Annotated in this window: 12 protein-coding genes; 7 read left to right on the forward strand and 5 right to left on the reverse strand. The window is 57.5% G+C overall.

Annotated features, from left to right (window positions below; genetic code table 11):
• Positions 1–209: 209 nt before the first annotated feature.
• Positions 210–377 carry a hypothetical protein gene (locus ACMZ91_RS01855; protein WP_167345306.1) on the reverse strand — a complete coding sequence of 56 codons (168 nt, stop codon included), beginning with the start codon at positions 375–377 and terminating at the stop codon, positions 210–212.
• 459 nt (positions 378–836) lie between these two features.
• Here ACMZ91_RS01855 and ACMZ91_RS01860 point away from each other — a divergent pair, with 459 nt between their 5' ends.
• Both ACMZ91_RS01860 and ACMZ91_RS01865 read left to right on the forward strand, forming a co-directional pair.
• The gene (locus ACMZ91_RS01860) at positions 837–2228 is read left to right on the forward strand and encodes a site-specific integrase (protein WP_279703434.1); all 1392 of its coding nucleotides are present in this window, start codon (positions 837–839) and stop codon (positions 2226–2228) included.
• Positions 2229–2330: 102 nt separating this feature from the next.
• Positions 2331–3821, forward strand: coding sequence for a hypothetical protein (locus tag ACMZ91_RS01865; RefSeq protein WP_279703435.1), 1491 nt, complete (start codon positions 2331–2333; stop codon positions 3819–3821).
• Here ACMZ91_RS01865 and ACMZ91_RS01870 read toward each other — a convergent pair.
• The 3 genes from ACMZ91_RS01870 to ACMZ91_RS01880 form a co-directional block, all read right to left on the reverse strand.
• The gene (locus ACMZ91_RS01870; protein ID WP_414577754.1) at positions 3818–4873 is read right to left on the reverse strand and encodes a DUF3800 domain-containing protein; all 1056 of its coding nucleotides are present in this window, start codon (positions 4871–4873) and stop codon (positions 3818–3820) included. The two genes, ACMZ91_RS01865 and ACMZ91_RS01870, sit on opposite strands and share 4 nt — an antisense overlap.
• A gap of 71 nt (positions 4874–4944) precedes the next feature.
• Positions 4945–5196, reverse strand: a complete 252-nt coding sequence (locus tag ACMZ91_RS01875; RefSeq protein ID WP_088429173.1) for a hypothetical protein — start codon at positions 5194–5196, stop codon at positions 4945–4947.
• The gene (locus ACMZ91_RS01880) at positions 5193–5534 is read right to left on the reverse strand and encodes a helix-turn-helix domain-containing protein (RefSeq protein WP_088429199.1); all 342 of its coding nucleotides are present in this window, start codon (positions 5532–5534) and stop codon (positions 5193–5195) included. Before ACMZ91_RS01880 ends, ACMZ91_RS01875 begins: the two co-directional genes overlap by 4 nt.
• 111 nt (positions 5535–5645) lie before the next feature.
• Between ACMZ91_RS01880 and ACMZ91_RS01885 the strand changes: the two genes are divergently transcribed.
• From ACMZ91_RS01885 to ACMZ91_RS01895, 3 genes are all read left to right on the forward strand, one after another.
• Positions 5646–6419: a hypothetical protein gene (locus ACMZ91_RS01885; protein ID WP_279703439.1), complete on the forward strand. Its 774-nt coding sequence runs from the start codon at positions 5646–5648 to the stop codon at positions 6417–6419.
• Between the two features lie 73 nt (positions 6420–6492).
• On the forward strand, positions 6493–6804 hold the full coding sequence (locus ACMZ91_RS01890) for a hypothetical protein (RefSeq protein ID WP_279703440.1): 312 nt from the start codon (positions 6493–6495) through the stop codon (positions 6802–6804).
• Entirely contained in the window at positions 6801–7139 is a 339-nt protein-coding gene (locus ACMZ91_RS01895) for a hypothetical protein (protein ID WP_279703441.1), read from the forward strand. The genes ACMZ91_RS01890 and ACMZ91_RS01895 overlap by 4 nt, the downstream gene beginning before the upstream one ends.
• 406 nt (positions 7140–7545) lie before the next feature.
• Here the strand turns inward: ACMZ91_RS01895 and ACMZ91_RS01900 are convergent, their stop codons facing one another.
• Complete coding sequence (locus tag ACMZ91_RS01900; protein WP_279703442.1) at positions 7546–8286, reverse strand: hypothetical protein; 741 nt, start codon at positions 8284–8286, stop codon at positions 7546–7548.
• A gap of 889 nt (positions 8287–9175) precedes the next feature.
• Here ACMZ91_RS01900 and ACMZ91_RS01905 point away from each other — a divergent pair.
• On the forward strand, positions 9176–10018 hold the full coding sequence (locus tag ACMZ91_RS01905) for a DUF6216 family protein (protein WP_049462947.1): 843 nt from the start codon (positions 9176–9178) through the stop codon (positions 10016–10018).
• Positions 10019–10268: 250 nt separating this feature from the next.
• Complete coding sequence (locus ACMZ91_RS01910) at positions 10269–10712, forward strand: GNAT family N-acetyltransferase (RefSeq protein ID WP_049462946.1); 444 nt, start codon at positions 10269–10271, stop codon at positions 10710–10712.
• The last annotated feature ends 19 nt before the right edge of the window (positions 10713–10731 follow it).

Raw genomic sequence — 10731 nt, forward strand, 5'->3', positions numbered from 1 at the left:
TATCAACACAGGCGATCTCGACTTCGGACGGAAGCATCACCGACGCGCCATCCACGTCCCAAATGATGTCGTATACCCGAAAGATGGTCATCTGCTCCCCCAGCCACGGTCTCTCCTGAACTCAAAAAGCCACTCCCCTCCTTGGAGGCGCGCCCTCGCTTTCCTAACCACACAAGAAGGAGGGAGGGCGTAAGCCCTCCCCCCATCCGTCACTTCTCTTCGAAGTGATGGTTGTTCTGACTGGGCGGGAAACGTTCGCCCTTTTCGACGCGGCGATCGCTCGAGCTGCCCGCATACGTTCCCGTTGCATCGTTGTACTGCCCATAGGTCGCAGTCTTCGGGCACTCCTGCCCGGACCAATACTTACCACCAGCCATCGCAAACTCCTTCTGTCGAATGTGGGAAAACTCGTCAGGTCCCTCCTGACGCATCGATTCTGAGATCGCCATCACAGAATGTAAAGCGTCCGATACCTAGACACGGCGACGAACCACTGCCAGTCCTCGATAGGTGTCACCAACTGATTAACTGCACTTAACAAACTAACAAAATCGAAAGTCGTTTATCCTGCGTTCATGTTGAATCGCACCCTTTGTTAGCTTATGCCAGTTAAACAGTACGGTAATGACTCCGAAAATGGGCTGACCTGACCAGCGCAAGTTATTGATTCTAATGCAAACGCCACCGTGTTTTAGGGCGGTACGATTGGCTAGTCAGACGTGCAAAATGGCACCTCTCAGACGATGCCTAAGGCCGTGAATAAAAAGCCGATTTTTCGTTGACGATTTTTAGGCCCGCAGTATCTGTACTTCCATCCTTCAGATGGAAGCAACGCAGTGACCTCCCCCACCTCGAAACACCTCAACTCCTACCTCGCAGACCCGACGGGCACTCTCAAACTGACAAACGTGCGCATTGGCCGCGTCCGCATCGGTGAAATGATCGTCACTGGCCGAGAAGCAGCCATCCATGCTCAAGAGATCATCAACGACGCCTGCGAGCGGACCCGTCGAGCGCTCCTTGGAAAGAATGGCACGCGCCACCCTGAGCCTCTCCCCGTCGCCGCACCCGCCCGATTGCTGTCTATCGAGATCCGGGACTACCTGGCTGATCGCGAGCGCATGGGCCTGACACGCAACACCATCGAGGCCACGGCGCGGTCACTGAAGATGCTCCTTATGGCCTGTGGGGATATTCCCGTGTCGCGGGTCGACCATGTGCATATCTACCGACTCTGGGAACTGATGCGTTGGGCTCCACCTCTTCTCCAGTCGGACCCTCAGTATCGGAACTTCACGTATGAGCAGGCGGTGGCTCAGGGGAAGGCGCTCCGCGTCCAGCCGCCCGCACCGGCCACCGTAGAAAAGCATCGACGGTTCCTGGTCACCTTCTTTGGCCGGCTGGACAAGGCAAAAGCCATTGTGGGCTCCCCCATGCACTTTTTCCCAGAGGCGAAGAAGGACCTGGCCATTGACCCCGACAAGGCCGAGCGTTTGTTTGACGAAGAAGATCTGCGTCGCATCTTTGCCCCCAACACATTCATCGCCTGGGCCATGAAAGCGCCCCACCGGTGGTGGGTGCCGATGATTGGACTCCACACGGGAGCGCGCATCAATGAAGTCGCTCAGCTGAAGTTGAACGACATCGTCCAAGAGGCTGGTGTGTGGTGCATCAAGATCCAGAAGACGGTAGACGCGGACCTGAGCCACAGAGACAGGAACCGGAGCCGCCAAAGCCTAAAAGGCAAAGCAGCCGTTCGGACGCTCCCCATTCCCCAACCGCTGCTCGATGCTGGTTTCCTGGCGTTCGTGGAGGACATCCGAGCTTGTGGCCATCCTCGCCTCTTCCCCCACCTGTCTGCCGGCGTGCGACGCGACAATGGCGACACCAACGCCCGTTACAGCCAAGGCGTCCTCAACCAGTTCAGCCGATACATGAAGGATCTCGGCTTTCCTAAAGGCGTCGGGTTCCACGCTTTCCGGCATACTCTTGCCACGGAGCTGCATCACATGGGGGTGGCCGACGAGGACATTGCCCTGGTCACCGGCCACTCCATCAGCAAGCGGGTCCCTGTGCTGCACGAGGCCTATTTCCACAAGAAGCCAGCGCAGGCACGAACGAAGCAGATCGCAGTCCTGGAGAAGTATCGCCCTGATGTGGCACTTCCGGTCTACCAAGCGGGGCAGTTCAAGGCGGCGTTGTCGGACCCTCGGAAGTTCTACCCTTGATAGCCTCGCGCAGCGGCGGCCCCAGGCGACGGGTCGGCACGGGCATCCGCCAGGCCCGCGTTAGGGCCGATAATGGGCCTCCTCATCGGAAGAGGCCCCAACGTGACCTACAATCAGCTCGCAAAGATCGCTGCCAACTTCGGCTTGCGAGACTCCATCGTTCATATCTGGGCCTATAGCCTGCATGTTGGTTATGGGCACCAACTCCCCATCGAGTATGAGCACTCTCGGCCAGGGCTGCCGAACCAGATCAAGGCCTACACCTTCGAGTTCTACCTGGATCTCTACCTGAGAGAAGTGCTTCAGCACGCAGGAGCCTCAAAAGGCGCTCGCTGTTCACTGCGAAACTGGCAAGACCTAGGCACGCTGCACAACGCCATCCGTAGCTACAGCGATTCTAAGGCAAGGTGTGACCTGGATATCTGGACAACCATGCACCGAATCGGCCACCAACAGCTGCCTCATTTTGATCGATTTGGCCCCGCCTACTTTGGACGCTACTGGTCACTTTACAAGCGGGGTCGCCTTTCAAACGTTGTTTTCAACGCACTGGGACTGACATCGGAGGACTACTTCCTGCTGGCCGGAGCTACCCAAGCGCTCTTCATGAGCAGCTACGAAGTGCCCTTGGCCCCGCAGCTCGCCAAGCTTGGCCTGAGTCCCTCGGTGGTCGCAGCCCGAGTGGCAGCAATCACTGGCACGCCCAGGCTATTACGCGACCGATGCAAGCTGGACGCTAGGTATGATTCTTCGTGGGACTACACACCCAACCCCATTGTCGTAAGGCCGCTCATCCAGCTCCGCGCCGACGCACCAGATCAGCTTGCCTGTCCGCGACCACAGTTGTTGGGGAAGCGCTTACTCGCCGGGCTCTTTTATGACCTCGCGGACGCTGCCGGCTTCGCCCAAGCTTACGGCGATGCATTTGAGGAGGTGGTAGGGGATTGCTTTGGCCTCATCCAGGGCGAAACGGCGGCTGAGCGTCCCGCCCCATACGTAGTGAATGGGGCACAGCACCAAGGCAGTGACTGGCTGCTGACGGATACCAACGCCACCGTGTTTGTGGAATGCAAGACCATGCGCATTCCCATCCCGGCAAAGCTTGCGGCTAACCCGGGCGATCTGGAGGCCGGCCTGAAGCGTTTGGCCAAGGCAGTCGTCCAGAACTATCGCAATATTCTTGATGCAACGTCGGGCCGAGCAGGCATCCAAGTGCTAGACGGACCGATTTATTGCCTGGTCGTCACCCTGGAAGACTGGGTGCTGTTTGGCGACAAGTCCGTTGACGCGCTTTCGACCCTGGTGGAAAGCGAGCTCGAGGAACGGGGCATGGAAGCCGGAATCCAAGAGCGCTACCCCTTTGCCGTCGTAGGCTATGCCGCGCTTCCGCAACTGGTGGATTCGATCAGCCAGCACGGACTGCGCATCTTTACGGAAAAGTCGACTCAACGCTTCAAAGGCTACCTCTTTCCGCAGTTCTTGAAGGAGGCCAAGCTCTCCAACGGGGGAGCAGCATCCTCAATGTTTGAACGGGAGTGGCACGACTTCATGGGAAGGCTCAGAGCACGATTCCCCAAGGCCTCCATCTCTTAACCCCCTGAAGGCTTTGCCTTAGGGCTATTGCGGCCCTTGGCCGCTCTCTTGTAGACCATTGGCCTACAGGTCCGTTTTGCATTCAGGGCCGCGCGATACGCTGTCCCTTCCGCCAACTGCTCTTCGCCCAATGTCATCAGGTGGATGGAGGGATTGGGCGTTTGCCCCTCAACCGTCATCACCCCCAGAAGACGCGCGACGCCCTCGTTGTCCTCAAACTTCCCCCTCAGCACCCTGCGCCAGGCCGACGCCAACAGGTCGGCCACTTGAATGCCAGGAACATCGTGCGAGCGAACGAACTTGGAATCTCGCATGACCGCTCCCAAGTTCACCGCGGACTTGATCGTATGATCAACCGCTTCTTGGAGGTAGGCTGGAATGTCCTGGGGGGCACTTCTAAAGTTCCTATCGAAGTGGGAGTAGTCGAAACCCTCCACGAAGACACCGGGGTCTCGAAAAGACTTTGCCTGGATGATGCCCGGGGTCATATGAGTAATCGTCTGCTCGAAAATCGGTCGAACCGAGTTCTTCTCATCCATGCGCCATTTGAAGCTGCTTAGTGTCGCCGGCAAGCGTTGGACGTAATAAAGCGTCGCTACCCGAAAGACCTGATCCAGCAGGCTGATTTGCGCCACCATCTGGGTGTAGAGCTGTGGAGAAAGACGTTCCAGCCTGTCCGACAGATCATCGATGGAAGCACGTCCCTCTTCATAGAGCATGTTTGGACGATTGGCTCTCACGCTCTCGACCTGCTTTGCTTGGTGCGCCACCACCACTTCGGGGTCTTGATGACCCAGGTCAATCGCAGAGACGAAGAGCGTTGCTTCGAGCTTACCAAGCTCGCCCAGGAAGCGCGTCAGGTTGGCTTCTGACAGGTCTTTCAGTTTGACCTCATCTTGGATACCGCGCCCCAAGCGCCGTTTGAGCAGTGCCAGCGAGTGCTCTACCTGCTTCCTGGCCACCTCTGGGACGACATACCCAGCAACGACGCACCAACTGTTGCTCTTCTCAGCAGAAACGAACGTGCCGGATTCATCGACGTAGATAAACATGCGGTCTCTTCCATGGACGCGTTTGGATAGGAAGCTGACTGATGGTCGAGGTTCAAGACCCGGCAGAAGCCTCAATCGCTGCTGTTCGAATCTTCAAACATGGCGGACAAGACCAGTGCCGCGCCTGTGCAAAAAGCACCAAGGGCGGCCCAGTAGTTCATGTCAGCTGACAAGACCAACATCGTCTTTGAGAACTGCTCGGGAGCACCGGGAGCATCCATCAACTCGCGCTGGATTCTGGCGGACATGAACCAAAAGAAGCCTGAAAGCAGCGAACCGCATGAAGCGAAGAAGATCATCAGCTTCCAGATAACCTTCTTCAACGCCCTTCCTCCGATTTAGCCAACATGTCCTTCAGGCGCTGGAGGGCTTCCTTCTGCTTGGCGACCGGCAGCCTGGACACCAACAAAATCACTTCGGCCAGCGTATCTGAGGTTGCATGGAAGTAAGCGACCGGAAGACCTAGCGCTTTAGCTAATGCCTGAGAGGTCGCCGGGTCAGGGTCATGTTGACCCGTTTCGTAGCGGCTCACTCGGGTCGCCCCCGAGACGGAGTCCACCATTCCAATCCGCTCCGCCAGCTGGGCCTGTGTCCAACGCTTGGCGAGCCTGGCGCTTCGCAGGCGCTTGCCATAGACCGTCGTAGGCGTTTTGGGCTGCATCCGGATTCTTGCACCAAAGCTGAACTCCTCCCAAGTCTGACTGTTGGAACCCGATTGCACATCTGCGATTATCGTAAATGCCGCCGGCGTGGCGGTCTACAGGGGCAACTAATGAAGGACACCACAAGGATGGCCGCCGCTCTGGCAGCCGCGCTGTCGCTGAGTGGCCAGATTGCATCGGCCCAGGAAGCCACCAAGTCCACCCAGCAGGCGCAACAGCCCGGCTTCTTCAGGCAGCTGGGGAAGAGCTTGAAGGACGCTGGCGGCCAGATGATTGGAGTGAAGCCCACCGGGGCTGCCGCTGGCCAAGCCAATAACCACCAGCCCATCTACGCCCCGGTCAGCGGTGCAGGGAAGCTGCCCGGGCTCTTCAAATCCGATAACCACCAGCTCGCCCAGCAGGGCCGATTGGAGTGGCCCCGGGTCGCTTTGACCTACCTTGAATGGGGCACCACCCTGCCGTGCTGGACCGTGGAGGCCCGGATTTGGACTAGCGCTACGGACTCGACCACGGAGACCTTCCGGACCTGCGCCGATGCAGCCCTGACGGAGACCGACGACTTGGGCGACACCGCCGAGCTCAACAGCGCCGCGCTGTGGAAAGGCAGGGATACCTTGATGGGCGTTCGGGTGCCTGCCGCCAAGCCCAACACCGGGGCCAGCCGGTCCACAGGCCCCAACCCGGCTAGCCAGCCGTTCGTGGTCAACGTGAGCCGTCCAGGTGTGTCCGACCGGGCCGTCGACGTTGCCCTGAGGGTGGCTTGGGTCAGCGGCTTCATCCAAACATCGGATCTGCACCCGGGGGCCAGCGGCCTGCTGACGCCCTTCAAAGATTCGCGGATGTGGATCGCCGGCTTCCGGGCGGAAGGCAACCGAGACCGGTAAGCCAGTTCGCTGGCTTCTTTAGCACTCCAGGGCGGCCTACCGCCGCCCCTCACTACATCCGAAGGATTGACCCATGAACGCAAGGTTCCCTCTGGCCGGCCTGGCCATCGCCCTGACCCTCTCAGCCTGCGGAGGCCCGCCCTCCAATGCCGACGCCCAGAAAGCGCTGGTCACATTGCTCGAGCAAAGCGGGGCCGGGCAGATCTCCGATGTCCCCGAGTTCCAGCTCAACGGATGCGTTGAAGCCAAGGATGCCGCTGGATATCGCTGCGATACCAGCGGAAAGGTGACGCTCGACATTGCTGGCCGGCGGGTTCCGGTCCCCATTGGCAAAAATCTTAGGTATGCCAAAGAAGACGGGGTGTGGCGGGCCTACGCCAAATGAGCCTGCCTCCTCCTCTGCTTGACCAGACCACACCCACCCGGCGCAAGTTGATGACCCCCAGGGACAGGTTCTTCTGGTGGTATTCGGGAGCCCTGCTTCTCACTGGACCTTTCGGGTTCGTCGTCGGGCCGCTTATGGCCCGGCGAGGAACCCGAAAGGTAGGACGCCTCTACCCGGCCGAGGCCCGCGTGGCTCAGGCCAGGGATAAGGGGTTCGCCTGGTGGCAGTGGTGGGCCATGACGGTGCTGACCCTGATGGGCGCGGTTGGAGCCTTCGCAGTCCTGAGCGGGCTGCCGATGTTTCTGTTCGTGATGTATGCACAGCTTACCCAGTAACTACCACCAGGGCGCAGGATCGACCTCAGACACAAAACAAGCCCAACCATAAGACGGCAAGCTGAAGCTTTCAAGCTAAGCACCAGAGCGCTATACCAGCGATTTCTCAGAGCGAAGGCACTGAGACCCAGGCAATTCTTCACAACAGTCAGCCACCCAAACCCCATCTCGCCTAGACACCTCATACAGCCTCAACAGGTGCCAATAAAAAAGCTCCCTTGCGGGAGCTTTTCTTATTCCATCCCGAGCGGGACATTTGCGTAGATACGACTCTTCTTTATTTCAGATGGAGTGGTGACCTGCCTAGCCCGCTTCTCGTTGAATACAGGCAGCTTGACCAAAACCTTCTGTTTGCGCGAAGACTGATCGAGATTGAAAAGTCGCGCTATGAGACCTCTCTTAGCCATCACTTGCTCCTCCAACCTTGTAGAAACTTATCTAACGTGGACCTAGACTTAGAGCCTTGCGAGAGGTCAAAGTTCATGTAAGAACCCTCCCCAGCAAACCTCCAGAAATCCCTTCCGCCATCCAATGCTAGCAGCTCCGAAACCAAACGGCAAGAGTCGAGTCCAGCCGGGTAGTAAGGGAAATGCTTGAACAAAGCCCTAGTGGGACTGGGAATGACGCAATCGAAACCGTATTTCGGCCAAGCAACATAGCCACCCCATCTCAAACCTGGTGCCATGTCCTCCCATAAGAGACCACCAGCAGCCCATAGCTTCAGGCGAGATGAACCAGGAACCTTGCCGGCTGCCTCCACCATTACATGGATCATGTGCCCCGCAATACCTTTAAGGCTCGGGTTATTTTTGAACACTATGAGCTTCAAGTAAATGCCAATCCTGTTGACAAGCCCATCCAAAAAAACAACCACCTCTGCGGGCTCATCAAAGTATCGGTCATTCGCTATGACGAAGACGATCCCAGCAGGGACTTCCTCCCCATCCGGAATCTCCTCATCCGTCCATTGACGTTTCAACCTAACCTTAATGTGAGAACCAGTAGGTGCACCAACAAGGGCTACCACCAGTTCATCATCCAGCTCGCATCCCAGAGCCGCTTTGACCTCAGAAGTTAGCCCCTCGACAACACAGCTGCTTCCATCGAAGTGCTCTTTCTGAAAATCAGCAATCAGTTCATTACTCAACTTTATCGCCCCTTCCGTTGGCCAATAAACGCCGCCCCGTCGCCGGCGAGACGGGGCTTCGGTAACCCGTGATCCTTAAGGCTAAGAATAGCGTGATTGCTTGGAGATTTTTGTTCGAGACACCCATCTGTCCAGTAGGAATGTGGACTAGGGTGATAAGATCGCGGGACACAACACAGGACACACGTCCGGTTTGCGATCTGCTGCAGGGTCAAGAGGTTAGGTGTGGGTCGATCCGATCCCCCTCTCTCCGCCAGACAAACGCAAAAAGGCCGCCCACAGGGTGGCCCTTTTGCGTTTGTCTGGCGGATGGGATGGGTGGTGAGAAGCCACGCCGGGGTTCGACGGTTCTGCAGGAGCAGAACCGGACCGCCGCAGGCGGGTCCCGAGGTGCAACGCGCATCGGGATCGGGGCATGGATGCACCCGACAACCCCACTCTCTCCGCCAGATTACGCAAACCCCTGTTAACGCGGGGGTTTTGCCTTTCTGGAGGAGCGTCAGACGGGACACAAATCGGGACACAATCCAATGTGAATTTCCCATCACCTCTTCCGCTCTCCCACCGGCTATTGGCACTTCCGCCGGCGAGTCTCCTCCGATTTCCATGCCAAGCTGGACCAGATGGGCATCAAACGAAGTCTGTAAACCACGCATCTGTGCCAAGCCCATTTGCAGGCATCATCTTGGCATCGCGCTATGCTGAGATCTTGAACGCAGTTCGGGGCTGCCAATGAACGAGATCACCACTAAGGTAAGGATGTGGACGCGCTCATCGAACCTTTGGCCAAGGGAACAGGTCGGCACGACCTGACGCTTCATCGCACCCATGAACCGGATGGCACTCTCAGCGGACGTACTACCATCCAATACTAGAAGGAAAGCACTCCATGGACTGGATTAGTTTTTTGACCCGCGATGTTGCGATTGGGTCCATCCTAGGCATCTCGGCAGCGGCACTTATAATCTGCTGGCGTGTCGGCTCGTTCCATCCGGTCAACGTTCGCCTACTGCGATTCTTTATCGCAAAGGATGAGATCGAAGATCCCATCATCAAGAAGAGCATTGCAGATCAAACGGCGCTGGTCAGCTTTAGAATGACACACGGCGTGAAAGCAAGGACGATTCGCGACGCGCAAAACCTGTCGCAATTCTCTGACAGAACCAACATTCCGCTCGATCTGATAGGAAGATCTGGCTGGGCATTCAATTTAAAAACTCTCTCCCTAAATCCCAGCCGGGTGCCTCACGGAGCATGGCTCGCTCTTCCAGGGATACTCTTGTTTGTTCTGATACTCTCGACCGCTGGCTTCTCGGCAGTGGCAGCGAGCAGCAAGCTGCTCGTCTCGTTGAAAGCCACTGACACTTGGCTGTGGCTCTCCCAAGAGGACGCTCGCGCAGTTCGACCTTTCGGCGACAGAGCCGTAATCAACAAAGCCTCTTGCGATAAAGAGCAAGACGCTGCCGAGCCTCCAGTTGGCTTTCATAAAGATGACCGCAAAATTCTTTGCGAACTTTGGTCTGATCCAGCGCTTGAAAAGCACTTCTCCAAAGAACTACCTGAGCAACGAATCACATTTCTTGTAGCAGCAGCCATCTTTGCGTGGTACGCATTTATGAGCTTTTCACTTCTTCGTGAGTGGCTTGCCCAGAGAGAACTTCGAGACCTCTTGGAAGAAGTCAAAAAAGACACGATAGAGTCCGACCCAAAGCCTATTGAAAAGAACAAGTGATAAACAACTTCTGTTATGACCAGGCAATAGCACCAATCCCCGGCGCCATCACTGGATATTATTCAGGTCTACTCATGGCAAAAGTATCAAGTCGAAGGATGAGTTCACAGGGGAATGCTGTTGGACGTCGGAGGCAAAAGGCAAGCCAGTGAATCTGACCGGTATTTCGGCGTAAGGTATACACGCACGACATCGGGCCCATGAATCCACGTGTAGCGTGGATCTACTGACGATCGTCTATCGTGGGCCCATGAACCTCCGCCTCTACCGACCCGCAGATGCCAGCGCCTGCCTGTCGATTTTCGACAGCAACGTGCCCACCTACTTCGCGCCCGAAGAGCGCAGCGACTTTGAACGCTTCCTGCGTGAGCAGGCCATGGACTGCGCCTTCCAGGTGATCGAGCGCGACCACCGCATCGTGGCCTGTGGCGGCCTGTCGCGACGCGGCGATGGTAGTGCCGGTTTCTGCTGGGGCATGGTGCAGCGCGCGCTGCACCGGCATGGACTGGGCCGCGAACTGGCGCTGGCGCGCCTGCGCCAGGCCGAAGTGGATCCCTCGATCAATCGCGTCACGCTCAGTACCAGCCAACACACCCAAGGCTTCTATTCCGGTCTCGGCTTCCAGGTGACACGTGTGGTGCGCGATGGCCACGGTGCCGGGATCGACGCCGTGGAAATGGAGCGGGAGCTCTAGCGCTCCCGCCCCGGTCCCA

This window comes from Stenotrophomonas sp. FR024 (genome assembly GCF_047500745.2).
GTDB lineage: Bacteria > Pseudomonadota > Gammaproteobacteria > Xanthomonadales > Xanthomonadaceae > Stenotrophomonas > Stenotrophomonas maltophilia_A.